The following is a 25,259-nucleotide window of genomic DNA, read 5'->3' on the forward strand; positions in this document are numbered from 1 at the left end:
CCAAAAGACCAAACAGTGGCACCTCCGAATTGTCTTGAGTTCGCCCTACACAAACCCGATGCCGTCGTGTTCACCAGAAACCGCCCATTTAGCGCAATAACGAAGCACCCCTCCGCAGGGCCCTAAGGAGCCGTGCGGAGGGGTGCTATTAGCGTGGGACTTACTTCGAGCTCAGAGAGGAACCGGAGACCGAGACACCGGCGCGGTTGAGCAGCATGATGACGAGGTTGATGATGTCGCCACCGAGGTCAATAACGCTAGAGAGCATGATATTTCTCCTTTATTCGATTACCTAGACTTTATGTCTATCGTGCGAGGATGCCCTCGACGTTACGCCCCTGCAAGAAAACCGGCATACAGTCGGGGAGCGCAACCGGCGCTAGAGCGGGGAGATGGTGTGTTTCTTCGGCAGGTCCTTCTCCTGCTTATCGGCCAGCTGGCGCAGCGCACGGCGCAGGGCTAGACGCGACTCAGAGGGCTTAATCATGCCGTCGAGGTAGCCGCGCTCCGCGGCGACATAGGGCGCGGTCATGGTTTCGTCGTAGAAATCCATGAACATCTTCTTCGTCATGGCGCGCTGCTCCGGGGTTTCGGCGGCCTCGAGCTGTTTGCCGGCAATCATGACTACGGCTGCGGCCGAGCCCATGACGGCAATCTGGGCCGTCGGCCACGCCAGGTTGATGTCACCGGTCAGGTTCTTCGAACCCATCACGGCATACGCGCCGCCGTAGGCCTTGCGCACGATGAGCGACACCTTCGGCACGGTGGCCTCCACCACGGCGAACGCAAACTTCGCGCCGCGGTGAATCAGACCAGCCTTCTCCTGGTCCACGCCCGGCAGGTACCCCGGCGTATCCACCACGAAGACCAGCGGGATGTTGTAGGCATCGCAGATGCGGATAAAGCGCCCGCCTTTATCGGCGGCGTCTGCGTCAATGCAGCCCGCCGAATGCATCGGGTTGTTCGCCACAAAGCCCACGGCCTTGCCGTCGATGCGGCCAAAGGCGGTGATGACGTTGGGGGCGTAGTTTTCTTGGATTTCGATGAGCTCGTCATCGTCGCCAAGCTGCGTGAGCAAATCCATCATGTCATAGCCGGCGTTCGTGTCATCCGGCATGAAGGAATCCAGCTCGGTGTCCTGGGCCACCTCCTCATCAGAGGGCGCGTCAAAGACAGGCGCCTCATCGAAGCAGGTCAGCGGCAGGTGGTCGAGCAGATCGCGCACCAGGTCGAAGGCATCATCCTCCGAGGGCACCACGACGGAGACGTTACCGTTGAGCTCCTGCTGACGCGCGGAACCGAGATCGTGCGAGGAAATCTCCTCACCCGTGACCTCTTTAATCACGTTCGGTCCCGTCACGTACATCTCCGCCTCGCCGTCGACGGCGATGATGAAGTCCGTGGTCACCGGCGCATACACCGCACCACCGGCCGACTTGCCCATCATGATGGAAATCTGCGGGCTGCGGCCAGACAGCGGGAGCTGGCGGCGGGCAATCTCGGAGTACATGGCAAGCGAGGTCACCGCATCCTGGATGCGGGCACCACCGGAATCCTGAATACCGATGACCGGGCAGCCAATCTTGATGGCTAGGTCCATGATGTCGGTGACCTTCTTACCAAAGGTCACGCCCACGGAACCGCCGTAGACGGTCTTGTCGTGCGCATAGATGCACACCGGGCGGCCGTTGATGCGGCCGTGGCCGGTGACCACGCCATCGGAGTAAATCGCGTCCGGGTCGCCGGGGGTTTTGCCTAGGGCACCGGTTTCGACGAAGGAGCCTTCGTCGAGAAGCGCGGCGATGCGTTGGCGCGGCGTGGAGCGGCCGGCCTCGTCGCGGCGGGCACGGGAGCGCTCGCTACCAGGGTCTTGGGCGCGCTCGAGGCGCTCGCGCAGGTCTGCCAGCTTGTCGGCGGTGCTAGTCACTTGCGAATCTTCTCCTCGATCCATTCCTCCATGTGCTTGCCCACGATACCGATTGCCGGCTCGTCAGGAACCGCCAGGTGGTCGCCGGGCAGCTGCACAATCTCCAGATCCTTCACGATAATGCCCCAGCCGCCGTCCGGGTTAATCTCCGCGTACGCCGGCTCGAGCTCGATGGCGCCGTCATGCATGCGCTCGGAGCGGAATAACAGAACTGGCACGCTTACCGACGCCCACCTTCCCATATCCAGCTTCCCCAGAATCTGGTTGTCCACGAAGGACGCACGCTGGTGCTCGAGTACGCCGGCGGACAGGCCGTGCTCGGAAGCGTCGGTAGAGGTGAGGAACTCGGCGAGCATGGCCATAAGCGCATCTTCGCCGACGGTTTCCAGCATCTCGTAGGGCGGCTCGAAGTCGAGGCCGTAGGTCTTCTTGGCAAAGGCAGCGTAGCGGCCCCAGCGGGCCTTGGTTTCCTCGAGGGTATCGGGCGCCGGGTGGGCGGGCTGGGTGGTGTCCAGCAGTGCGATGAAGGCGACCTCGGCCGACTCCTCGCCGCGAGAGCTACGCTCCTGCAGCTGGTAGGCCACCTCGTAGGCTAGTGCTCCACCGAAGGACCAGCCGCCGAGCACGACCTTGCGCCCGCGCGCGTAGCGCAGGATGTCTTCGATGTAGGCCGCGGCGCGATCCTCCAGGCTGCCCTCGATGCGCTCGACGCCGTACACTGCGACGTCGGCAGGCAGGCGGCGGGTCAGCGGCTGGTAGACCACGGTGGTGCCGCCGGCCGGGTGGAACATGAAGACGGCGGGACCGTCGGCCTCGCGCAGGACGCGGATGTTGCCCTCGACCTCGGTTTCCAGGCCCTCGCGCACGAGGTCTGCCAAGTTCTCCAAGGCCTCGGCCTCGTGGACCTGCTGTGCGGTGACCTCAATCCCGGCGCGCTCGGTGAGGCGCTCGGCAATCTGGGCGGCCACCTCGTCGCTCACCTCCGGCAGCGCAGAGGTCACGCCGGCCGCGGCCTTACCCGTGAAGGTGGCCCAGGTGCCAAAGACCATGCGCTCGGAGGCATCGCGCGGGGCCACGCCCACGCCCTCAACCTCGCCGTTGCTTTCAACGCGTGCCTCGTCCGCGCCGCCCTTCGCGCTCACGGTGGCGGCTTCTCCGGCAGAGTCGTCGCCCTCGGTGAGCGCGAAGGGTGCGGTGGTGGTGGCTTCAGCGGCTGGGGCGGTGGCGTCGTCGGCATCAGCAGCGGGCGCGGCAGGGGTCTGCTCGGCAACGGCCTGCTCGACCATGGTGATGACGTCGGCGAGGGAGGCGTCGCGAAGCGCCTGCACCTGCAGCGGCGGGATCTGGAAGTCATTCTCCACGCGGTTCTTGATGCGCATGCCCATGAGCGAATCCAGTCCCAGGTCAATGAGCGGCAGCTCGCGCGGCAGGTCTGAGACGTCATAGCCCATGGACTCCGAGACGATGAGGGACAGGCGCTCCTCCACCGTTTCCTTCGCAGGGTCCCAGCGCACGGCGTCGACGCCCACCTCAGGATCAGCGAACTGCGGCGCAGTCACGGCCTGTGCAAGAGTCGGCTCCGGAGTGGCAGCGGGCGCTGGGAGGTTGAGGGTCGAGGCAAAGCCTTCCGCAATGAGCTTGGTCGACGCACCGTCGACAAAGTGCACCGCTACGGACAAACCGCCCAACGTGCGGCGGACGATGGTGGTGACCTCACCCTTCGCGGGAAGATCGAGGTGTTCCTCGCTGGCGGCAATCTGCGCACCCGGGGTCACGGCCTCAGCGGCGGCCTCCAGCAGCGCCAGTGCACTCGGTGCCTGGTCCGCATTCGTGGAGAAGGCCACGGCCCCTTCCGGCAGGGTGACGCGCGCACCAGGCAGGCCGGACACACCGGAGGACGGGCGGGCGTTGGTCCAGAAGCGCTGGCGGCGGAAGCGGGTGGAGGGGGCGTCGATAAGCGCGCCGGATCCGAAGACCTTCGTGTACTCCACCGGGGCGCCCGCGGCGTAGAGCTTGGACAACAGATCCAGCAGGGACTCGTTGGGATCGACCTTGCGCTTCAAGCTGTAAAGCAGCTGCGCATCCGCCTTGCCCGCGGCAAAAGTGGTGGACATGAGGCCCATGAGTGCAATCGGATTCGGGGAGATCTCCACAATCTGCGTGTGGCCCGCATCAAAGGCCGACTCGGTCGCATCCTGCAAGTAGACGGAGTGGCGCGTCATGCGGATCCAGTAGTCCTCATCGTGCACGACGGCCCCCGGGCGGTAGGCCTTTCCGCGGTCCACGGAGGAAAACAGCGTGGTGTGCAGCGGGCGGGCCTCAATGCCGGCGATTTCGGCGTAGAGCTCACCCAGCAGCGGGTCCACGGCGGAGGTGTGGCCGGCGGCCTTGACGTTGAGCGCGCGGGCGAACTTGCCCTCGCCGTCGAGCTTCTCCACCAGCGCGAGGACCTCCTCGCGCGGGCCGCCCACGGTGGTCATGCCGGGGCCGGTGTAGACGGCGGGCTCGATATGTCCAGGCAGGGCGTCGATCTCCTCGGCGGAGAGTTCGACAACGGCCATGGCGCCCTGTTGGTCGTCGGCAAGCGAGGCCTCGCCCTCGCCCATGAGGCGCGCGCGGTGGCAGGCAATGAGCATGGCATCCTCGGCGGTGATGCCGCCGGAGGCGTAGGCCGCACCGATTTCACCCATGGACATGCCGATGACACCAGCCGGGCGGACGCCGAACGCGGCGAGCAGGTCCGTCAGCGCAATCTGGATGGCGGTAATCGCCACCTGCGCGGTCTCGGTGTTGTAGGTCTGGGAATCATCGTGAACGAGTTCCAGGATGGACCAGCCGGACTCATAGGCCACGATGGCGTCGAGCTCCTCCAGGCGCTGTTTAAACAGCGGGGAAATCTCGATCATGTCCTTGGCCATCTTGCGGTGCTGCGAGCCGAAACCGGAGTACATGAAGACTGGGCCGTGCACCGTCGGGGAATCCGCCGCGGCGATGCCCACGGAGACGGTTCCCTCAGACACCTGACGCAGGCGTTTGATGGCCTCTTCGCTTGACGACGCCACCACCACCGCCCGCGACCTTCCATGGTTGCGGCGGGCGAGGGTGCGGGCCAGGGAGAGCAAGTTCGGGTCCTCGGCCTCGATGTACTCAGCGAGATCGGCAGCAGCGGCCGCGCGGCGCGAGGGCAACAGGCCGGAGACCGGCAGGGCCACCGGCTGGCCTTCGCCGACGGCGACCTGCGGGGCATCCTGGTGGGTCAGCCCGCGGTAATCGGTGAGGACGACGTGCGCGTTGGTACCGCCGAAGCCGAAGCCGGACACGCCGGCAATCTTCTGGCCGGAGTATTCGGGCCACTCGCGGGGGTCCTCGACCACTTCGAGGTGCTCGGCGTCGAAGTCGATGTAACGGTTGGGGCCGGCGTAGTTGATGTTCGGCGGGATAACACCATGGCGCATACCTTCGATGACCTTGATGAGGCCGACCACGCCGGCGGCCGACTCGGAGTGGCCGATGTTGGTCTTGGCGGAGCCCAGCAGGGTCGGTGTCGCAGCCTGGCGGCCCGGGCCGAGCACGCGGCCCAGCGCAGTGGCCTCGATGGGGTCACCGAGGATGGTGCCGGTGCCGTGGGCCTCGACGTAGTCCACGTCCTGCGGGCGGATGCCAGCATCCGCGTAGGCGCGCTCGAGGACATCAACCTGCGCCTCCGGGTTCGGGGCGGTGAGGCCGTTGGAGTGGCCGTCGGAGTTGACGGCGGAGCCCTTGATGACGGCGGCGATGGTGTCGCCGTCGCGTTCGGCGTCGGCAAGCCGCTTGAGCACCAGCACGCCGGCGGCATCCGCGCGGACGATGCCATCGGCGTCATCAGAGAAGGCGTGAATGGCGCTCGTGGGCGACGTGACGCCAAGCTCACTGAAGCCGATGGAGGCATGCGGGGAGGACAGGATGTTGACGCCACCAGCCAGAGCCACGTCCGCCGCGCCCACGCGCAGGTCCTTGACCGCCTGGTTGACCGCGACGAGGGAGGCAGAGCAGGCGGTATCCACGTTGATGGACGGCCCGCGCAGGTCGAAGGCGTAGGACAGGCGGTTGGCAATGATGGCCGAGGACGTTCCGGTCATGGCGTAGGGGTGCATCTCTGCCGGGTCGGCGGTGATGAGCATGCCGTAGTCATTGTTGGTGGAGCCCATGTAGACACCGGTAGCGGTGCCGCGCAGCTGGTTGGCGGGCACGCCGGCATCCTCGAGAGCCTCCCAGGCCACCTCGAGGAGGATGCGCTGTTGCGGATCCATATTTGCTGCTTCCAGCGGGGAGAGGCCGAAGAATTCAGCGTCGAAGCTGGCGATGTCCTCAATGTAGCCACCGTCGGTGTTCTGTTGCGCCATCTTCTCGCTGGTAATTGGGTCGGAGGAGTACTCCGACCAACGGCCAACAGGCAGCGGTCCGGTACCGGGGCGGCCCTCGGCAAGCATGTCCCAGAACTCGGCGACGTTCTTTGCGCCTGGGAAGCGACCTGCGTAGCCGATGACGGCGATATCGCCGCCTTCGATAACGGGTGCACTAGACCGCGTCACACCTGGTGTTTCTACCTGCGCCGTAGCCGCACCGTTGACGAGGCGATCCGCAAGCTGCGCGATGGTGGGGTACTCATAGGCCACGGTCGGCTCGAGTTTAATACCGAGGAGGTTTTCTAATTCGCCGGAGAGAACCACGGCGTCACGCGAGGACAGCCCGAAGTTCTCCAGCGGCTTGGTGTCCGTGATTTCCTCTGCGGACAGGCCGGTGGTCTGCGCAACCCAGGTGCGCAGCCAGCCACGAAGCTCTTCAACGGTCATAAATCTTTAGCTTTCTAACGCGGACTATATGCAAGGCGGTCGATTTTGCGCAGCACGAAGGCGCGCTCGACGACGCTTCTATACGAGTTATCGGACGATTATCTCACTTTGTTAACTTGGGTTTCATAACCGACATGCCCTTATGTTCCCCCACCTGCGAAAACCCCGTTTGAGATCCCCGCACTGACACATGCACGTGCGCGTAGAGCCGTGGCCCCACGCGCGGCCGAGGTTGACACAGACCGACAAGAGCCCCCACCACGGAAGGAAGCAGGGGCTGCGTTCGGGCTGAGCGCGGTAGGCGCCAGGCGCGGGCTAGGAGGCGAGGTACTCCTTCTTGGCCACGCGCCGGGCAATCTTGCCGGAGGAGGTGCGCTTAATCTCGTTGGCGTTGAACCACTGAATCGCCGCTGGGGTCACGCCATGGTGCGAGGACACAGCAGAACGGATGACCTCGGAGGCGGCTTCATCCTCGGCAGGGTTGGCACCATCGGCGCGCTCAATGAGCAGAACCAGCTCCTCGGTGCTGCCCCCTTCCACGGAGAAGGCCGCGATGGAATCCGCGCGCACGTGAGCGGAGGCCTCCTGCACGGTGCCTTCGATATCCTGCGGGTAGTGGTTGCGGCCAGCCACGACGATGAGGTCCTTGAGACGGCCGGTGATGTAGACCTGGTTATCCACAATCGTGGCCAGGTCACCGGTGGCGAGCCAGTTGTTGTCGTCCGGAGCATTCGCTACGCGCGAACCTTCAGCCAGGCGCTTACCCAGTGTGTTGTGGAAGGTCGAGGCAGTCTCCTCGTCGCGGCCCAAATAGCCGGCAGCGCGGTTTTCGCCGTGGAGCCAGATTTCGCCCACGTGACCGTCGGCAAGCTCGGCTCGAGTTTCCGGATCCACGATGGTCAGATCCTGGGCCACAACGCTCTGACCACAGGACGCATACGCCACCGAATCCTCGGACTTCTCCACGATGACGGCCTCGCCGTGCGCTAGGCGCTCGCGATCGAAGTGCGAAATGATGGGGCGCTCCGGGGTCTGTGGCGTCGTCACGATGAGGGAGGCCTCCGCCATGCCATAGGACGGGCGCAGGGTCTCGCGGCGCAGGCCGTACTCCTCTTTGCCGAAGGTCTCCCAGAAAGCATTCACCGCAGACTCCGTCACCGGCTCCGAGCCAATGATGATGCCCTCCACATTGGACAGATCCAGCTCCTCGCCCGCCGCCGGCGCACCGTAGCGCGCGGCGAGCTCCAAGGCAAAGTTGGGGACGACGGCGTAGGTGCCCTGCAGCTGTGCATCGATAGGCTGGCGCTTAATCTGATCCACCCACCGCTTGGGCTGCTGCACAAAGTCACGCGGGGTCATGATCTCCAGATTGAGGCCCAGAATGGTGACGAATACGGCAAGAATGATGCCCATATCGTGGTGCATCGGCAGCCAGGACACCACACGCGGCGGCAGCTTGATCTGCACCGCGGTAAAGATCTGCAGCACGTTCGTCATGATGTTGCGATTGGTCAGCAGCACGCCCGCCGGAGTACGCGTGGATCCGGAGGTGTACTGCAGGAAGGCCGGGTGATCCACCGGCGGGGTCTTCAGCGCAGCCAGGGCCGCCTTGCCCTCCTCGGTCTCCAGCGGGTTGGTCCAGCTTGCCGCCAGGGAATCCGGCAGGGAATCAATGGAGATGATGCGCGGGCGCTCCGCGGCCGGACGATCGGAGAAGTAGGCGCGGTTGGCTGCAGCCGAGACGTTGTTGGTGAGCACGACCGGCGGGTTGGCATCCCCGAACACGGCGCGCAGGTGGTCGGTGTGCCCCGGCTCATTCGGGTCATAGAGCGGAATGGGCGTCATACCCGCATACATGGCACCAAGGAAGCCAAAGATGTATTCCGGCGAGTTGCCGGCCAGGATGGCCACACGGTCCCCCATCTTGCCCACCTGCTGCAGGCGCGCGGCCACCACCTTGATGCGGGTGTTGACTTGAGAACGGGTGAAGTCACGCGGGGTACCCTCAGGGTTGTCGTTGTAGACCCACTGCCGCATAACCGGGCGGTCGGGGACTCCTGCCTGCTGTTCAGCGCCGTAGAGGTGCTCCGCGAGGCCCGCCAGAGTGAGGTGCGGGGGCAGGGCGATGTTGCCCTTCTCGTCGAAGAACTGGCCAATCAAGGCTTTCAGGTCCATGTGGGCTCCTTCGTGAGGGGATAGATAGGTCACGTACTTTTGATACTGAAAATATCAGACGGGACGGCAAGAGTGTTACATGGCACGCACTAGTGCGCGTCGATGATGTCCTTTGCCCACTGCGTTACCCACTGGCTAGCCGTCGTCCCTTCAATAACATGCGGGTTGGAGGCGTACATGGCATGCACACCGTTGGCTTCGATGAGGTCCATCGCACGATCAAGACCGTTGCTGACATCAAGCGGGGCATCACAGATGGAGTCATTGGGCGCGCAGATCTGGAAGGTGCGGTCAGCTAGTTCGCCGAACCCATTGGCGCGCGCGCCGCGCATCGTTGCTCCCGGAACGATGCCCTGAATGAGGGTAGAAACCGGCTGCAGCGCAATCTCCGCGCCGACACCACCGACGTGTGCGCCGGGGTTGATGCCAACGCCTTCTTCGCGACGCCCATCCGCAATCACCGCCACGCCGGCCACACTGCTGGCGGGGATGGGGCCATTGCCGCCACCGATGCGGTCGGCGACATCGCCCACGATGACCGCGCCCTGCGAGAATCCGGACAGGATGAACTGCGTATCGGGGCAGGTCTCGTGCATGTAGGTCAGCTCGCCCTCCAGGCGGGAGGTACCTTCATCGCGGGACTCGTCGTAGCTCATCTCCTGCTGAGCATTGATGTTCTTGAACTGCGCGGTGTACGGCAGCGTCCACACCTTGACGTCATTGGGGACGTAGGACTCCTTGAGCGGGTTGGTAATGGAAAGCATGAAGGAGTTCGGGTTCGCGCCGGGGTTGATGGGGTCATCGTCGGCGGCAGATTCCCACGTGCCCGGCGCGGAGACGAACTCGAAGCGCGGGCACCAGTCAGGCTGTGCGGGTTCCTCCTCACCGGGTTGCGCTGGGTCGTCGGAAGGCGCGACGAGCACTCCCGGTTCACCCTCGTTGCGGGTGTTGAGGAAGTGAACCGCTCCCCCGCCAATCACGGCGAGGAGGACGACGACGGCGAGGACGGTGAATGTTTTACGCATGGTGGGAAAATCTAGCTTGGGAAGGTGCGGGATTCCCTGCGGAATCCCTGACATGGAGCTGTGTGCGCTGGGCTTCGCTCTAGCCAGCGCACAGGGCGCGTCCCTGCTCAGTGATGAGCTGGGTGAGTTGCTCGTGACTCAGCTCGCTGCGGCCCTGTTCGATGAGCTGGCCGGCCACCGCGGGCACGGTAACGACATCACCTTGGCACGAAGCCTGGGCGGCGCCGATGAGCTGGTCCTCCACGCCGTCGGTGTTCACTCCACCCTGGGAGACCGCAGCCAGGAAGTCCTGGTTGGGGCCCTCATCGGGAGCGGGTGCGGGGATTTCGGAGACCTCGCGCGCGCCGCGGTCCTCAGGTTCGTCACCGGTTCCCCGGGATGAGCTGCCTGCAGAGGAGTTTTCGCTAGCGCTTGTCGACGTTTCAGAGGACGCCCCCGACGCCGCCGACGACGCGGACGCGGAACGCTCAAGCGGCGCCACGGAGGTCTCGGTGGCTTCACTCTCATCGACGGTGGCGGAACCGCAGCCGGCCAGCAGTGCGCCAGCGGCCAGCAGCGCCGCCGCTACGGTGGGATGGGAAAGACGTCGCATGCGCATGGCTTACTTCTTGTCTGCCTGAACGGTGCCCATGACCTTGCGGATGACTCCATGCTGGAAGGTCTGGGTCAGGCCGCCGGCCGGGATCTCCTTGTAGTCTTCCGTCGGCCAGCCGAATTCGCCCTGCTCGTAGCCGTGCTTGCCCCACTCCTCAAAGATGTCGCCCTTGAGGATGTAGTGCGCACCGGAGTCCATGGACCAGTAGATGTTGCCGTGCTCGAACTCTTGGAAGAAGCCGCCATTGACTGCCTTCTCCTCGCCGATCGGGTAACCCAGGTCGGATTCAGCGGCCTTGAGCTCCTTGTACTTGGCGCCGATAGCGCCGTGGACGATGTGGAAGGAACCATCCGGGTTGTGGGTGAGAACGCCGTCCTCGAATTCCTGGACCACGCCGTCACCGATCTTGCGGACATCGGAGGTCGGGTACTTGAGGTCACCGCCCTCGTAGCCGTTCTTGCCCCACTCGTCGAAGATGTCCTTCGGGATGGGCCATGCGCCGTTCTCCGGGGTCCAGTAGATGGAGCCGTGCTCGAAGTGGACGTAGCGGCCGCGGCCGTCCGGGGTCTTTTCTTCGCCGGTCACCGGGAAGCCCAGCCAGGAGGTCGGGCCACCGAGCTCGGAGTAACGCGCGCCGATGCGGCCGATGACGGCGTGGGCGCCGGTCTCCGGGGACCAGTAGGCGGTACCGGCCTGGAAGTCCTGGGCCTTGCCGCGGTCGGCGACGTCATACTCGTTGTTCAGGCACGTTCCGATGATGCCGGACTTGGTGGCATCGGCGATGGCGCCGACCGGGGTGCAGTCCGCACCGCGGTCGCTCTTGTCCAGACCGAGGGAGTCAGCAATGAACGGCCACGCCTCGGTCATTTCGAACTGCCAGTATTCCCAGCTGTGGACGCCGGTCGGGCGGAACTTCACCACCGGCTCCACGCCGGCGCGCTTGGCGTAGTCCACGAAGGTCTGGGTAGACATGCGGGAGATGGCCTCGAGACCCACGCCGGCCATGTTGGCCTGGCCCTTGGCCACGGAACCGATCTGGCCGTAGTCATCCTTGCCGTTGCCGGCGGAGACGTAGACCTTCATGTCCTTAAGATTCTCGATGCCCAGCTTCGGGTCGTGGTCAACCCAGTCCTGGGAGTACAGCTCGCCCCACATGTTGGTGGAGGTGTATCCGCCGGCATCTGCCTGGGCGGCGGTCACGGCCTCCGGCATGCCGGTGGTCGTGGTGTCGAGGTAGCCGGAGAAGGAGCCAACGAACTTGAAGGCCCACGGGTTGCGCTCGGCCAGGTTCATGGCGGCGGTACCGCCCATGGAGATACCGGTAACAGCGCGCTGGCCGTTGGAACGGTAGGCCTTTTCCAGCACTGGGATGAGTTCCTGCATGAGGAAGGTTTCCCACTTGTAGTGCTTGCCGTTGTCTGCCTTCTGCCAATCGGAGTAGAAGGAAGACTCGCCGCCCACCGGCATAATGAGGTTGACGTTGCGGTCAGCGTATTGGGACAGGATGTTGGTCTCGATGGTCCAGCCGGACTCGTCATCGCGGGCACGCAGACCGTCGAGGGCCCATACCTCCGGGAACGTCTTGTCCGGGCTGGAGTACCAGTCACGAGCCAGCTGAATCTGCACGACCTGCTCCTGGTCCGGCATGGCGGCGGACTTGATGTAGACCTTGAGGTGGCGGTTGGTCAGGTACTCGACGCGGGAGACGGAGACACCCTCCGGCAGTCCTTCGATGTCCGGGTACTCGGTATCGATCGGGGTGCGCTGCGGCGGGTTCGACGGCGCGAAGGAATCCGAGAAGTTGGAGCTTCCCAGGATGTCGGTGAGGCCCTCGCCGGAGCTGGAGCCGGAGGACTGTGCGTTAGCCATAGGCAGCAGTGCGAGGCCCACGGCCACGGCGGTGGGCAAAGCAGCAATAGTCAGGCCCTTGCGAGCAGCGGACGGGGAACGAAGGCCTGCACCTTTGGAGGGCTGTGCAGACTTCTGAGAGGGCGCAGTGTTCGGCATTGGTGAATCCTTGCGGTGTGTCGGGTGAAGGCACGTTGCATCGAGCGGGCTCCGCAGGTTCCCCTCCTGCGGAACTCGCCACTGCAGACGCGGTGAGCGGTCTAATGTGTGCTCAAGTTTAAGTTGAACTTGAGACTTTTGGAAGAGGGACACGCCCACGCTGCCCCACCGAACACGAAAAAGCCGGCTCCCCCAGCGCCTCAGCGAAAGGATGTCACTGAGACGCCAGAAGAGCCGGCGCAAAGAAGCTGCCGCGACGCTTACCAGGCGTTCATCACGTTGAGCACCTGCGGCTTGGAGTGCTCCAGCTCGTAGCCAAACTGCTCCCAGTTGTGCAGGCCCTGGGCCGGGTAGTTCGTCTGTAGACGGACACCCGACGCGCGTGCCTTGAGCTCCCACAGACGGGTCGTGGCATTCGCAAAACCTTCCAGCACCACACCGGAAGCGATGTGCTGCGGCAGGTAGCGCTGCTGATCCAGCGGGCCCGGGATACCGGAGGCCGCGGACACGAAGACGTCCGTGCCGTGCGCCGCCAGATCCGGAATCAGGTTGAACGGGTCATTACTGAAGCGCTTCGGGTTGATGACGGAGCCGTACATGGCGTTGATGTTGAAGCCGCCGGCGTCGAGAAGCGCAAGGCGCATAAAGGTCTGCGCACCCGGCAGAGTCGTGGTGAGGTAGCCGGAGTAGGACAGCGTCTGACGGAACTGCTCCGGGTGCTTGCCGGCCAAGGTGATGGCCGCGGTGCCACCCATGGACAGGCCGGCAATGGAGTTGTTGTTGCGGGCCACGCCGAAGTTGCCCTCGAGGTAAGCCGGCAGCTCCTGGGTCAGGAAGGTCTCCCACTTGTAGTTCACCGGCTTCACCAGGTCATAAGTGGCCGGGCCGCGCCAGTCCGCATAGAAGGACGCAGCGCCACCCACCGGCATGACGAGGGTGATGTTGTGATTCACGTAGGACTGAGCCGCGTTAACGTCATTGATCCAGGCGTTGGTGCGGTCCGTGGCACGGAGGCCATCGAGAAGGTACAGGCCCGCGTTGCCACCATTCTTGGCCGGCTGAACCTGAACCGGAACGGTGCGGCCCATGGCCTGCGACCAAACATCGCAGCGCTGGACCCAGTAGCCCACGCGGTCCCACTCGCAGGCGCCGGTGGCGTCCCCACGCAACCAGTCACGATTGGCCGCCGAGGCCTCCTGGGTGCCGGCGGTGACGACGAGGCCCAAGGCGACGGCGATGGCGGCGACAACCGCCACAACGCGCGTCCGCAGGGCAGAGCTCAGTGCACTCATTTTTCTCCTTAACGTTTTTACTGCCACTACTACATCGCCGACACGCCAGCGATGGTTACGGATCAATAACGAGAATCTTTTGTAGAGTAGCCCACTCGGCCGAGTTTTGCCTCCCCTCGGGGGTGGCTACCCGGCAGGAAGGTAATCGGACGGGTCCTCCGACAGCTGCAGCGTGCGGCCCGTCGTCAGGGAAAACCCCAGGTTAGCGCGGAAACGCTCCCACGACATGGGCTCGCTATAGGATGCGACAAGCTCCTTCAGCTCCGGGGTCTCCAGCGCCTCCCGCGCCTGGCGGGTTTTCTCCTTGTCGTACCACGGCGGCAGATAATCAATGTCCGCGCCGGACTCCGCGGCCTGCCATTCAAGGGCCAAGGACTTGTCGTGGCCAATGCGCCCGTTGTCCTCACGCGGCATGCGCGCCGCCAGCGGGGTGGCCAGACCGATGGTGTCCTGGACGCGGATGTCAAGCGGCGCGTTCATCGACGTCATTCCAAGGTTCACCAGGAACAGCGTCGGCTGATCCTTCCGGCCCTCCTCGCGCGGGACCGTAAGCCAGTTGAGGCGGTCGGCGTCCTTGTCCTCCACGTAGATGACGGCCAGGGCATCGCCGTCCTCGAGGTTCTCCATGGCGCTCGGGTAGCCGTTCATGAATTTCATTGTGAGGTAATCACGCGCCGAGCGCGGGGGATATCCAGCCTCGCGCTTGGTGGCGTAGGTCCAGAAATCACGCTCGTCAACGATGTCAAGGGGCTGCTCATAGGCATCCCAATCCGTTTCGTGGCCCCGCAGAATAACGACGAGGGCCCACACGGCACAGAAGGCCACCGCGAACCACGTGGCTAGGCCCTTGAGCGGCAGCACAAAAACCGGAAGTAGCGCGGCGAAAAGCGGCAGCAGGAGCATCCGGCCGTGCATAAAGTCGCCGCCGACGCGCAGGACATACAGCGTGTGTACTGCGGCCGCACCCAGGAGCACATAGGTTACGGCCGTGGGGCTGCGCAGCGCCGTGGGGCGCAGGTGCTCACGGGAGGCCCACGCGCCGGCCACCGCCAGCACGAGGACGGGCAGGTACAGGGCATACGGCCCGGCGAAATCCTGAAGATAGTTCAGGCCGCTGGCCCATGCGCTTTCCGACGCCGACTTCGCCACCGCCGTGTGCGGAGTCAACAGACCGTAGTAGCCCATGCGGAAAATCTGGTACGCACCCGGGATGGGCAGCGCCGCCCCGAGGATACCGAGCCACACCTTCCAGTTGCGGTGCGCCGCAAGGAGCACCAGCCCGGCCAATCCGCCATATAGCGCGAGTTCCGGGCGCACCAGCCAGGACAGGCCTGCCCACAAGGCCAGCCAGTACGCGCTGTGTGTGGAGGGGGACTGCGCCCAGTTCTGCAGCAGCGCCCACAGGGCCGCGAGATAGAAAATGGACAGGCCCCACTCAAGGCCGGAGGTGAAGAAGTCACGCGCCGGCGGCAGCGCGAGGTAGACCAGCGCGCCGGCGGGAAGCACGAGCGGCGCGGCACCGCGTGCAGCGGAAGCGTGGGAGCGGTAAAGCCCGCGGGCGGTTGCCCACACGCCAAGCATCATCGCCGCGACCGAAAGCAGCAGGCCCACGTTGACCGCGATGGATTCCAGCGGGGCATTCGACAGCCAGTGGGCAAGCAGGATGAGGTACTGCCACAGCGTTGACGTATTGGCTTCGACGCGCTCGCCCGCGTTAAAGACGGGGCCGTTGCCCGCTTCGAGGTTGCGGACGGTGCGGAGGACGATGAGACCGTCATCCGAAATCCAGCGGCGAGCGAACCCGCCCCAGAACGAGAAAACCCCGATCACGAGAACCGAGGCCAGCGCGCTGAGCGCCGCAACGGTGCGTGAATCGGGTTTTCGCATGGGGAAAGAGTCTAGCACTGTGACAGCAGTTAGTAGCTATCCACCAATCGAGGGCATGACGTAGACGGCCATGACGATGCAGGCCAGCCATGCCAGCGCCAGGATCTGCAGGACGCGATCCTCCAGCGCAATCTCATCCGGGGCGCCACCATTGCCGCGGTCAACGTCCGCCGCGTAGCGCAGGATGGCGATGGTAAAGGGCACCATGGACACCTGGTACCACACGCCCGCAGAACCCTCGGCCAGGTTAGACAGCTGGAAGCCCCACAGCGAGTACGACATGACCACCGCGGTGGCTGCCAGGGTCCACACGAAGCGCAGATACGTCGGCGTATAGCCTTCGAGGGACTTGCGGATCTTCGCGCCCGTGCGCTCCGCCAGAAGAATCTCCGAATAACGCTTACCGGAGGCCATAAACAGCGAACCGAAGGCAGCCACCAGCAAGAACCACTGGGAGAGCTCGATGCCGGCGGCCACGCCACCGGCCATGGTGCGCAGCATGAAGCCGGAGGACACCAGGGCGATGTCAATGACCGGCAGGTGCTTCCACCCGAAGCAGTAGCCCAACTGCAGGCCGATGTAGACAGCCATGACGATGGCCAGCTGCGGGCCCGCGGTAGCCAGGAAGGACAGGCCAATCGATCCCACGATGAGCACCGCGGCCATCACATAGGCCAGGCTCACCGGCAGCACGCCCGCCGCGATGGGGCGGAAACGCTTCGTCGGGTGCTCGCGGTCAGCCTCCACATCGCGGGCGTCATTGATGAGGTAAATCGAGGAGGCGCCCATGCAGAAGACGACGAAGGCCAGGAGGACGTCGAGAAGCACGCGCGTATGAAACAGCGCGTCCGCACCAGCCGCCGCGGGGGCTGCGAGGACGAGGACGTTCTTGACCCACTGCTTGGGGCGCAGGGCCTTGACCATGCCATCGGCGAGGTTCTTCGGCGGCTTGCGCTTGCGGCCGGTATCGATGCCGGAGGTGTGCGGCTCCGAATGAAAGACTTTCTGCTCGCCGTCATCAACGCGTCGGGTGCTCATCGGCTCTTCCTTTCATAGCGGTGACAGGCCTCCGCGGTGGCGGCGCCGAGGAGGGCGCCGAGCGCGGTATCGGACGGATAATGTACCCCGAGCACCATACGCGAGGCCATCATGACCGGCACGCCCACGAGCGGCGCTGGGGTTCCCAGGACGTGTGCGGCGCCCACGAGGAACGCGCTTGTCGACGTCGCGTGTGACGACGGAAACGACAGCTTAGACGGCGTTTTCACACCGACCTTCACGTAGTCATAGTCCGGGCGCTTGCGGCGCACAATGCGCTTGATCACAACGCTGGCTGCGTGCGCGGTAAACGCACCGACGCCGACGTAGGCCCACTGGCGGCGCTTCTGTGGCTTCGAGTAGTTCACCGCTGCGCCAAGAGCAGATAGGGCCATCCAGCCCAGGGCATGCTCACCAAAGTGGCTTAAGCCCCGAGCGGCGGGCAGGATGCCGGGTGCGTCGAAGGCCACATCCTGGATCTTTTCTAGGACGTGGGATTCAGCGACGGAAAGCTTACTGGGCATCGAAGACCTTTCGCCAGGATTCGCGGGAGGTCAGCTCCGGTAGGGCCGCGCGGTATTCAGCACGGAGGCTGTCGAAGTTCTCCTCGATTTCCTTGAGCAGCTCGCGGGTGGACTGCACCAGCTCCTTGGCCAGCTCGCGGTCGCGTTTGCGGAAGGCCACGCCGGTACCACCTGCGGTGGAAACAGTCGCCGAATCCACGCGGGAGAGCGTGAACCAACGAGCCTCCTCCGGGGTGAGGTTGAGCTGCGGCGCCTCGTGGTGCGCCGGGTCCTCCTTGCTCACCAAGTGCTTGGCAGACTTGAGAAGCCACGGGATCTTCTTGATCTTGCCCAAGCGGCCGCCGATGTTGCGGGTGGGCACGCCCGGCGCGCCCGTCGGGGCGGGCAGCTGGTCGGCGGACTCGATGATGACGGCATCGGAATAACCCTTGCGGATCTCCGCGATGCGCGGAAGAGAAGACTCCAGAATGTCGAAAAGGCGGTCCGGGCCGGCGAGGAAGTCCTTCATGGCTTCCAGCTGGATGGCCATGGTGGAGTACTCCATGCACATGGTGTGCTTGAGGGTGGACTTAAAGATGCTGCGTGTAATGCCGCGCGGGTCGCCCTCGTGGTAGAGCGCGGCCACGATGAGGCGGTTGCGTAGGTGGAAGTAGGCCTGCCAGTCGATGGCATCGTCCTTATCTGCCCAGGCCATGTGCCAGATTGCGGCACCCGGCCAGGTCACCGTGGGGAAACCATTGGCCGCGGCACGCAGGGAGTACTCGGTATCATCCCACTTGATGAACAGCGGCAAGGGCTGGCCGTTGGTCTCTGCCACGACGCGCGGGAAAAGGCACATCCACCAGCCGTTGTACTCCACGTCCACGCGGCGGTGGAGTGCGCGGGAGTCGTACTTCTTCGGGTCAAGGCGCGATTCCTTGGTGCCGATGGCGCGCAGCGGGTATTTGGCAAAGTCGTGGTCGTAGACCGCATGCTCGGCCGCGCCCCACATGAAGTCAGCGCGGTTGACACGCTCACCAGTGGTGCGCAGCTGGGAGCGCTCTTGCAGGTTGAGCATCTCGCCACCCACGATGATGGGCTTCGCAGCATAACGCGCCGCTTGGACTGCGCGCAGGATGGAATCCGGCTCGATGGCGATGTCATCATCCATGTACAGGATGTACGGCGAGTCCGTATTCTCCAGTGCTTCAAACATGATGCGGGAGTATCCGCCGGAGCCGCCCAGGTTGCCCTGGCGGAATTCGCGGAAGCGCTCGCCGAAGTGCGCCACGGCTTCGTCGTAGCCCGGCTCATCCGCCGGGTGCTGGTTACCCTGGTCCGGCATAAGCACGTAGTCGATGATTCCGTCCACCACTGGGTCTTCCGCCAGCGCCTGCAGCGCGGCCACGGCATCGGTCGGGCGGTTGAAGGTTGGAATACCCACAGCGACGCGCTTCTCCTGCGCCGGGTATTCGCTACCGTCCGGCAGGAGCTGCGGGTTCGGGGCGTGGGGGGCGCACCAGGCGGCGTCGACAAGCGTGGTGTCCTCAACCGCCGAGGCATCAAACCACAGCAGGCCTCCGTCCTCAAAGTTCTTCAGCGGCAGCTCAAACTCGTGGTGGCCGGTGGTCACCACGTGGTTGGCCACCGCGATGCGCTGGCCGTCCTGCTTGGAACGATAAAGGGAAATATTGGCCTCGCCCTCAACGTCCATCACGAGCACGATGGACTTCAGCTGAGACCAGCGGCGCCAGTAGGCGGCCGGGAAGGCATTGAAGTAGGTCTCAAAGGAGGCTTCCTCGCCCGCCGGGATGGTCACGGAGGTGCGGCCGCTCCAGCTGAGGCGCTCGCGGTTTTGCTCAGACTCGATGAGGTAGAGCATGCGGACGTCGACCGGCTCGCCGCGCTTGGGCAGCAGGATGCGCTGTACGGGTTCTAGCGTTTCGCGCGCAGCAGAATTGTTGGCAGTCACGATATTTTCGGTTCTCCACACAGGTTTCGACAGTATTCAGAAACCAAGATTAGTGGTTCAGCACTGCTGCGCTGGGTTCCCACGCGGCTGAAAGCTAAGCCGAGAGGGGTGCATCCTCCGAGATGGGTTCGATGCCCAGACGGTTGAGCATGTAAAGCACGCGGGCGCCGAGGTCGTCAGCCAGCTCGCAGGTCTCCTCTACGGTTTCTGCCGTAGCGATATCCCAAATCTTGATGTCCTTGCCGACTTCGTCGCCTATGATTGCGGCGCCAAAAGGAAATCGACCTCGATGGTCACGAACTCGTGGCCGCAATTGTCAGAGGCTCAAGAGAGTGTCGAATCGGAGGGAGATTGAGAAAGTAGAGAACAATACTGACTAATTTTTCGCTAACTGACAACTATTAACTCTGTACAGTAAGAAGGATACTCCTCATAGCAACACATGATCAGAGTGTCTTTCTTCCTATTTCAGTCAGCTCAAAGAATCGACTTTAGCGAACCTCTTCCCAACTGCTCCCCAAGTGAGATAAACGCCGGTACAAACAAGAAATGCTGCAAAAAGAACGCCAGCAAGGGAAAACGAAACCTTCAGAGAAATCCCCGCCATCACATGCCCCAATGAGGAACCAAGGATAGCCAGATGCAATGTAGAACTCAGCACAGCGAAAACTACCGACAAGGCCATTGACAAAGTCAAGTAGCAAAAAGACAAGCCGATGAACCGTGCGACATTGATCATCGGAGTTGCAACACCAATTCGCGCGAGCCGCTCAGTGGTGACTTTAATCTGGTCCACCCCCGCGAAAAAAGAAAAACAGATAGCAATCCAACGAATAGCAAGGGAAGACCAAAGATGATAAGAAAATCCCAGTCTTGAATGCCCTGGCCAAACTGCTCTAATGCCAGCACCTCTGTCTGGGAAACCGACAACACAATAGCGGGAATGCCAAGCACGTAGCACAACGGGAGAACTATCGCCTTTGTCGCTGAATGAAGCTCGGCCGAAAGAGCACCAACTATTGAAACACCCGCAGCAATCTTCGAAAAAGACGCCAATAACCTTTCAAGAGAGACAACTACAAAAAGCACTGTTCGACTGCCCACCCGCGGAGTTGACAACCTATATAGGAACACCCCCCGACGAGGTGACGAGAATCCCCTCGTCGCTGTCGGACGGCGGTTTCCCGACCGGTGGCCCGGCCACCGGCAAACCTCACCCGCGGCCGCCCGGGCCCTGTCCATGGCCAAGCCCGGTCTGGTGCCCCCGGCGCCAACGACTTCCGGTGCCGCCCCGGGACGGTGAATTGCCCGTCATCCTCATTCCCGGGACCGGGTCGTCGAACAGCTCATCGGTACCGGGCCTCGAACCACGGGCCCCGGGCGCACAGCGCAGCCGATCGCTTTGACGTCCACCCCGAGATGCGCCACGGATACTCCCGAAACGCCGGCAAAACGAACGCGCTTGCCTGGGAACAGCAGATCTCCGGTTCCATGCTGCTGAATGAGCTGACCATCGGCGACATCACTCGACCGGGCGTTCGGTACACCTTCCTGGGCACGCGGCACGACAATGCCGTGCTCCCCCACTAAAACTCCTTCGTGCGGGAACCCGGCGTCACCAACATCACCGTCCAAGACGTGTGCCCCGCCCACCGCACCGAGCACTACGGCTTCAATTACGACCCTGTCGCCCAGGGCATCGTCGAGGACCCGCTGACCGGGACGGCGTGGCGGGACCACTGCACCGGTACCGGACCGGAGCGATAGTCCTCGACGGACGAGGATCAGGCGCCCGGGGAGCCTCCCGTCCGGCACGTCCACGACTCGGCGTAGCGGCCGCCCTTCGCCAGCAATTCATCGTGCGTGCCCCGTTCTGCGACCGTCCCGTCCTCCGAAAGCACGACGATGAGGTCGGCATCGCGGACGGTGTGCAGGCGATGGGCGACGACGATCACGGTGCGATCGCCGCGCAACGCTTCCATCGTGCCGACAATCGCCCGCTCAGTGGCCGCATCCAGCGAGGACGTCGGCTCGTCGAAAAGCACCACCGGGGAATCCTTCAGAAGCGCCCGGGCGATGGCGACGCGCTGCCGCTCGCCTCCCGACAGCAGCGTCCCCTCCTCCCCCACCGGGTTATCCCACCCGGAAGGCAGCAGCTCCACGATGCGGTCCACCCCGGATCGCCGGGCGGCCTCGCGCAAGCGGTCTCCGTCGCCGGGCCCGGAACCGAATCCGGGGTCGGCGAAGACCACGTTGTCCCGCACGGACGCGTCGAAGAGGAACGTCTCCTGGAACACCGGGGTCACCAGCGAGTTCACGCCGTCGGTGCCGATCCGAGGCAAGGGCACCCCGCCAATGAGGATCTCCCCCGAGTCCGGATCATGAAACCGCGACAGCAGCCGCATGACCGTCGTCTTGCCCGCCCCCGAAGGTCCCACTATGGCGACCAGCGCTCCCTGAGGCGCACGGAAGCTGACGCCGTCGAGGACCTTCTTCTCCCCGTACCCGAAGCTCACGTCGCGGAACTCCACGTCATGCCCGTCGGGCAGCTCCGGTGCGGCAGGTTCGGGAAGGACGGGGATTGCCCGCAGGTCACGCAACGCAGCCAGCGTGTTGCGGCCCGCACCGAACCCGCCGGACAACGCTCCCGCCGTGGTGATCGGTCCGGTGAACTGGACGAGCACGATGAGCATCGGCGCCAAATGCGTCGGCGCCATCCCACCCGTCGCGGCGACTGCCACGGCGACGATCACCGCCGCTGTGAACACCGCATGGACGACCGAACCCAACCGTCCGATGGCCGCCCCCTGCGTCGACGTCGCCTTCGCGAACGCATCGTGTTGGGCCCGGATCGCCTCATCCACCATCGCATCCGCCGCCGAACCGTCGCCCGCGGCGCGAATCGCCTGCTGGCCGCGGGTGAACTCGATCAGCCTGCCGGAGACGGCAGCGACGGCATCAGCATGCGCTTCGTCCGACTCCCCGCCGACTCGACCAATGGCCCGGTAGGCGAAGAAGAGCACCGGCGCCGACGCGACGAGAACCAACCCGACGCGCCAATCCACCGCCAGAATTCCGAGAGCGATGACGGTCGGCGCAACCACAGCAGCGATGACGGGCCGCAGGATCACGTGCGGCACGGACGCCGCGAACGCTATGCCCGAAGACGCCATCTCCGAAAAGCGGCCGGCCGTGGACTTGGTGACGTACCCGAGTGGCAACGTCAGCACGCGTTCGCCCAGGGAACGCAGCAGGGACGACAGCACCGCTGCGGAATTCGCCCTGCCGACCGTCCCCGCGGCGAGGGACAGCACCGCATGGGCGGCCGCGAGGCCGGCGATGACGCCGGTGAAACGCCACGCCGTCGCATCATCTCCCACGGCCAGAGCCGACAGCAGCGGCAGCAGCGCGACGAACGCCGCTCCCTGTGCCAGCGCGGCAAGCGCGGCCAACGCAATGAGCCACGCCAGCGTCATCTTCGAGCGCCGATCCGTCATCGACCACAAGTCCCGGATCATCGGTTCCCTGCCTTTTCATCGTCTGCTTCAGTGCCCCGCGGGGCGGATGGTTCGTCGTCGAGCGCGAACGCGCGCCACAGATCCCGGTAGCGGCCACCGCGCGCAAGCAACTCGTCGTGGGTGCCCGCCTCCGCGACCGCTCCCCCATCGAGAACGAGGATGCGGTCGGCGTTGCGGATCGTGCTCAATCTGTGCGCAATCACGATCACCGTCCGCGAACGAGCCAAACGCTCGATTGCGGACTGAATGAGGGCCTCGGAAGCCGGATCCGCGTAAGCGGTTGCCTCGTCGAAGATGAGCACCGGCGCGTCCGTGACAATCGACCTCGCGATGGCCACGCGCTGCGCCTCACCACCGGAAAAGGTCACGTCGACGTTGACCACCGAATCCAGGCCCTTCGGCAGCGCCGCGATGACCGTATCGAGGTTCGCGAGCTTCGCGGCCGCCATGATTTCGCCGTCGGTGGCGTCTCTCCTGGCCAGCCGGATGTTCTCCCGCAAGGGCAGGGTGAGCAACTGCGGATCCTGGAACACCACCGACACCGAACGGTGCACGTCGCGCACGGCGATGTCGCGAAGATCGTCGCCGCCCAGCAGCACCGAGCCTTCGACAGGGTCGTGGAAACGCGCCAACAGCCGGGCGACGGTGGACTTTCCGGAACCGGAGGACCCCACCAGCGCCGTGAGGGTCCCCGGTTCGAACGTCGCGGACATCCCGTCGAGGACCCGCGGCCCATCCCCGTAGGAGAAGACCAGGTTCCGAACCTCGAGCGCGCCCCCGCGCGCGGGCACCGGATCGGCGGGCTCGGCGATCGGCGGCGTGCTCAGCACCTTCGCAATGGACTTCAGAGCGGCGAGCCCCGCGATGATGGGTTCGGAGTTCATGGCCACCCGCACGATCGCCGCGGAGAGTCCAAGGCCGAGAACCAGTCCGGCGACGAGACCCTCCGGTTTGCCGCCCGCGGTGTCCCTCAAAGCGAGGCCGGCGCCGCACACCACTGCGAGGACCGTGATCGGGGACGTCACCACGTCGATGAGCCCGAGATAGATGTTCGACTGCCGGGACCAGGCGGACCACGCGCGGACGAACGACGACGCCGCGGCATCGTAGCGGCCCGCGCCCTGGTTGGCGCGTCCGAAGGACTTCATCACAGGGATGCCGCGCACCAACTCGATGACCGCAGCCGTCACTTTTTCAGAGGCTCGCTCGTAGTCGCGCTGAAGATCGGCTCCGCGCGAAATCATCATGCCCATCAGGGCGAAGGTGACCAGCACTGGGACGACCGCCACCGCCGCGATCCGCCAATCGACCGCGACGAGCGCGATGAGGGAAAGCAGGGGAACCAGCACCGCCACCACGGTCTCACCGACGGTGTGGCCCATGAGCTGGTGGACGGCCGCGACGTCCTTCTCAACCGACCCGATGATCCCCGACGAGCGCCGGGCGTCCAGCCAGCCCAGCGGCAGCTTCCGGATATGGGCAACCAACCGGCGCCGGAGGTAGAGCTGCAGGTCGTTATCCGCCCGGTGCGAGAGCATGCCGGCGGCGCCGTCCGCGGCCATGCGCACCGTTGCGGCGACGACGATGACAGCCACGGCCAACCACGTCCGATGCTCCGGGGCCTCCGGGTACGTCATCGCGATGTCGATGATGCCGACCAGCGAAGCGACGGTAGCCACCGACGACAGGACGGATAACGCGACCACCGCACGCATCCGGGTCCGAATCGGGGCGAGCAGCGACCACGGGCCTACGGTCCCGTCCACGGCGCTCACTTGCCCGCCTCCCCGATCGCGCTTTTCTTCGTGAGAGTGCAGAAATACACCATGCCGGCGCGTGAGACTCCGTCCAGCTTCAGCCCGTTGGCTTCGGCGAGGTCCTCGAGCTCGCTGCCCCGGAACACCCGGTGGCCCGTCTTCTCCATGACGGCCATGTCGACCCGCTCGTTCACGTCGGGATCCTCGACGAACGTCTGCACGTAAGCGATGCCGCCGTCGGCGAGCAGCCCGGAGACCCTGACGAGCGCGGCTCCCGCATCCTTCATTTGGTGGAGCGCGCCACACACCCAGATTTCACAGGCCCCGCCGGGCTCTCCCGCGAGCGGCGTGAGGATGTCGGCAACGTGGAATTCCGTCCGGGCCCCGAGCCCGTCGGCGGCGGCGCGTTCGCGGGCGATGCGGATCGCATTGGGCGACAGGTCGTAGCCGACGATGTTCGCCCTGCGATAGCGAGACTCAGCGGCGAGCGTGCGGGCGAGCCACCCGGTTCCACAACCGAGGTCGAGGACCCGGGCCGGCGCATCCGGCCCGGGATCCAGCGCACGGAGCTTCCGGTACACGGCAGCGGCGTCCATCGGTTCGCGCGCATAGCGGCTTAGGAACCTCGGCTGGACCTTGTCCTCGTAGGCCGCGAGGAGCCTGCGGTTGTTCTGGACGATCTGGGCGATCGACTTCATTTGGTTCTGTCTCCGGGTGTGTGGGCCGCGTCC

The 25,259-nt window shown here is 64.6% G+C and carries 16 protein-coding genes and 1 pseudogene; 1 reads left to right on the forward strand and 16 read right to left on the reverse strand.

The annotated features are described in order from the left end of the window. Positions 1-379: 379 nt before the first annotated feature. The 13 genes and pseudogenes from M5J09_RS04685 to M5J09_RS04745 form a co-directional block, all read right to left on the reverse strand. A complete protein-coding gene (locus M5J09_RS04685) occupies positions 380-1,927 on the reverse strand; it encodes an acyl-CoA carboxylase subunit beta (protein WP_042532625.1) in 1,548 nt (515 codons plus the stop codon). After that, on the reverse strand, positions 1,924-6,759 hold the full coding sequence (pks13, locus tag M5J09_RS04690; RefSeq protein WP_257157132.1) for a polyketide synthase Pks13: 4,836 nt from the start codon (positions 6,757-6,759) through the stop codon (positions 1,924-1,926). Before pks13 ends, M5J09_RS04685 begins: the two co-directional genes overlap by 4 nt. Positions 6,760-7,074: 315 nt before the next feature. Next, a complete protein-coding gene (locus tag M5J09_RS04695; RefSeq protein ID WP_257157133.1) occupies positions 7,075-8,934 on the reverse strand; it encodes a FadD32-like long-chain-fatty-acid--AMP ligase in 1,860 nt (619 codons plus the stop codon). A gap of 89 nt (positions 8,935-9,023) precedes the next feature. Next, a complete protein-coding gene (locus M5J09_RS04700) occupies positions 9,024-9,959 on the reverse strand; it encodes a cutinase family protein (RefSeq protein ID WP_042532631.1) in 936 nt (311 codons plus the stop codon). A 79-nt stretch (positions 9,960-10,038) separates the two neighbouring features. Further along, entirely contained in the window at positions 10,039-10,557 is a 519-nt protein-coding gene (locus tag M5J09_RS04705) for a hypothetical protein (protein ID WP_257157134.1), read from the reverse strand. Between the two features lie 3 nt (positions 10,558-10,560). Further along, positions 10,561-12,561 (reverse strand): alpha/beta hydrolase-fold protein, encoded by a 2,001-nt coding sequence (locus M5J09_RS04710; protein WP_257157135.1) that lies wholly within the window; start codon positions 12,559-12,561, stop codon positions 10,561-10,563. Positions 12,562-12,821: 260 nt separating this feature from the next. Beyond that, positions 12,822-13,853: an alpha/beta hydrolase family protein gene (locus tag M5J09_RS04715; RefSeq protein WP_257157136.1), complete on the reverse strand. Its 1,032-nt coding sequence runs from the start codon at positions 13,851-13,853 to the stop codon at positions 12,822-12,824. A gap of 126 nt (positions 13,854-13,979) precedes the next feature. Continuing rightward, a complete protein-coding gene (zomB, locus tag M5J09_RS04720; RefSeq protein ID WP_257157137.1) occupies positions 13,980-15,740 on the reverse strand; it encodes a flagellar motor control protein ZomB in 1,761 nt (586 codons plus the stop codon). A gap of 36 nt (positions 15,741-15,776) precedes the next feature. Beyond that, positions 15,777-16,778 carry a decaprenyl-phosphate phosphoribosyltransferase gene (locus M5J09_RS04725; protein ID WP_042532640.1) on the reverse strand — a complete coding sequence of 334 codons (1,002 nt, stop codon included), beginning with the start codon at positions 16,776-16,778 and terminating at the stop codon, positions 15,777-15,779. Further along, the gene (locus M5J09_RS04730; RefSeq protein WP_042532642.1) at positions 16,775-17,302 is read right to left on the reverse strand and encodes a phosphatase PAP2 family protein; all 528 of its coding nucleotides are present in this window, start codon (positions 17,300-17,302) and stop codon (positions 16,775-16,777) included. Before M5J09_RS04730 ends, M5J09_RS04725 begins: the two co-directional genes overlap by 4 nt. Next, positions 17,292-19,253 (reverse strand): glycosyltransferase, encoded by a 1,962-nt coding sequence (locus M5J09_RS04735; protein ID WP_257157138.1) that lies wholly within the window; start codon positions 19,251-19,253, stop codon positions 17,292-17,294. Before M5J09_RS04735 ends, M5J09_RS04730 begins: the two co-directional genes overlap by 11 nt. A 94-nt stretch (positions 19,254-19,347) precedes the next feature. After that, positions 19,348-19,524, reverse strand: a pseudogene (locus tag M5J09_RS04740) (protein tyrosine phosphatase); the annotation flags it as partial. Positions 19,525-19,988: 464 nt separating this feature from the next. After that, a complete protein-coding gene (locus M5J09_RS04745; RefSeq protein WP_257157139.1) occupies positions 19,989-20,342 on the reverse strand; it encodes a hypothetical protein in 354 nt (117 codons plus the stop codon). A 510-nt stretch (positions 20,343-20,852) separates the two neighbouring features. On the opposite strand from M5J09_RS04745, the gene M5J09_RS04750 reads away from it, so the two are divergent. After that, positions 20,853-21,020, forward strand: a complete 168-nt coding sequence (locus M5J09_RS04750) for a hypothetical protein (protein WP_154762579.1) — start codon at positions 20,853-20,855, stop codon at positions 21,018-21,020. Positions 21,021-21,037: 17 nt separating this feature from the next. On the opposite strand, the gene M5J09_RS04755 is transcribed toward M5J09_RS04750, so the two are convergent. The 3 genes from M5J09_RS04755 to M5J09_RS04765 are packed head-to-tail and all read right to left on the reverse strand — an operon-like array spanning position 21,038 to position 25,226. Next, positions 21,038-22,771, reverse strand: a complete 1,734-nt coding sequence (locus M5J09_RS04755; RefSeq protein WP_257157140.1) for an ABC transporter ATP-binding protein — start codon at positions 22,769-22,771, stop codon at positions 21,038-21,040. Then, on the reverse strand, positions 22,768-24,546 hold the full coding sequence (locus tag M5J09_RS04760; protein WP_257157141.1) for an ABC transporter ATP-binding protein: 1,779 nt from the start codon (positions 24,544-24,546) through the stop codon (positions 22,768-22,770). Before M5J09_RS04760 ends, M5J09_RS04755 begins: the two co-directional genes overlap by 4 nt. Continuing rightward, positions 24,543-25,226, reverse strand: a complete 684-nt coding sequence (locus tag M5J09_RS04765) for a trans-aconitate 2-methyltransferase (protein ID WP_257157142.1) — start codon at positions 25,224-25,226, stop codon at positions 24,543-24,545. Before M5J09_RS04765 ends, M5J09_RS04760 begins: the two co-directional genes overlap by 4 nt. Positions 25,227-25,259 lie beyond the last annotated feature (33 nt).

This window comes from Corynebacterium sp. BF-R-2 (assembly GCF_024586525.1).
In the GTDB taxonomy this organism is placed as follows: Bacteria; Actinomycetota; Actinomycetes; order Mycobacteriales; family Mycobacteriaceae; genus Corynebacterium; species Corynebacterium singulare.

Coding starts and splice junctions, on each gene's coding strand:
- pks13 (WP_257157132.1), bottom strand. CDS start 6,759: ATGACCGTTGAAGAGCTTCGTGGCTGGCTGCGCACCTGGGTTGCGCAG.
- M5J09_RS04695 (WP_257157133.1), bottom strand. CDS start 8,934: ATGGACCTGAAAGCCTTGATTGGCCAGTTCTTCGACGAGAAGGGCAAC.
- M5J09_RS04700 (WP_042532631.1), bottom strand. CDS start 9,959: ATGCGTAAAACATTCACCGTCCTCGCCGTCGTCGTCCTCCTCGCCGTG.
- M5J09_RS04705 (WP_257157134.1), bottom strand. CDS start 10,557: ATGCGCATGCGACGTCTTTCCCATCCCACCGTAGCGGCGGCGCTGCTG.
- M5J09_RS04710 (WP_257157135.1), bottom strand. CDS start 12,561: ATGCCGAACACTGCGCCCTCTCAGAAGTCTGCACAGCCCTCCAAAGGT.
- M5J09_RS04715 (WP_257157136.1), bottom strand. CDS start 13,853: ATGAGTGCACTGAGCTCTGCCCTGCGGACGCGCGTTGTGGCGGTTGTC.
- zomB (WP_257157137.1), bottom strand. CDS start 15,740: ATGCGAAAACCCGATTCACGCACCGTTGCGGCGCTCAGCGCGCTGGCC.
- M5J09_RS04725 (WP_042532640.1), bottom strand. CDS start 16,778: ATGAGCACCCGACGCGTTGATGACGGCGAGCAGAAAGTCTTTCATTCG.
- M5J09_RS04730 (WP_042532642.1), bottom strand. CDS start 17,302: ATGCCCAGTAAGCTTTCCGTCGCTGAATCCCACGTCCTAGAAAAGATC.
- M5J09_RS04755 (WP_257157140.1), bottom strand. CDS start 22,771: ATGATCCGGGACTTGTGGTCGATGACGGATCGGCGCTCGAAGATGACG.
- M5J09_RS04765 (WP_257157142.1), bottom strand. CDS start 25,226: ATGAAGTCGATCGCCCAGATCGTCCAGAACAACCGCAGGCTCCTCGCG.